This is a genomic window from Paraburkholderia sp. SIMBA_053, from assembly GCF_046534895.1.
Lineage (GTDB): Bacteria > Pseudomonadota > Gammaproteobacteria > Burkholderiales > Burkholderiaceae > Paraburkholderia > Paraburkholderia caledonica.
The window spans coordinates 1-455 of sequence record NZ_JAWRXU010000111.1; the positions used below are offsets into that span (position 1 = coordinate 1).

Consider the following 455-nt stretch of genomic DNA (forward strand, 5'->3'; position numbering starts at 1 on the left):
GCAAAAGCTGCGGCGGCGTCGAGTGCGTCTGGCGCGCAGGCGTCGGCGCCATCGGCAGCTATCGCGCAGCCTTCGCCCGCTCCCAGTGCCGCCGAAGCGCGCGAAGTCGCGCAACAAAGCATGCGTCACGCAAACGGCTTGTCGTTGGCATGGCCCGCGGGCGGCCGGGTCGTCGAAGCCTTCCAGCCGGGCGAGACGCGCGGCATCGAGATTGGCGGCAAGGCGGGCGATCCGGTTCGCGCGGCCGCCGACGGCAAGGTCATGTATGCCGGCACGGGCCTGAACAGCTACGGCAGTCTGATCATCGTGCAGCACAACAAGGACTTCCTGACCGCGTACTCGCATAACCGCAAACTGCTGGTCAAAACCGGCGAGATCGTTCGACAGGGCCAGCAGATCGCCGAGATGGGCGACGAAAACAACTCGCGCGTGTCAGTCGGCTTCGAGTTGCGCCG

The 455-nt window shown here is 66.6% G+C and carries 1 protein-coding gene; it reads left to right on the forward strand.

The features are described from left to right. Window positions 1-455 (forward strand): murein hydrolase activator EnvC family protein (locus tag SB753_RS34800; RefSeq protein WP_410804578.1); only part of this gene is annotated, 455 nt, incomplete at both ends.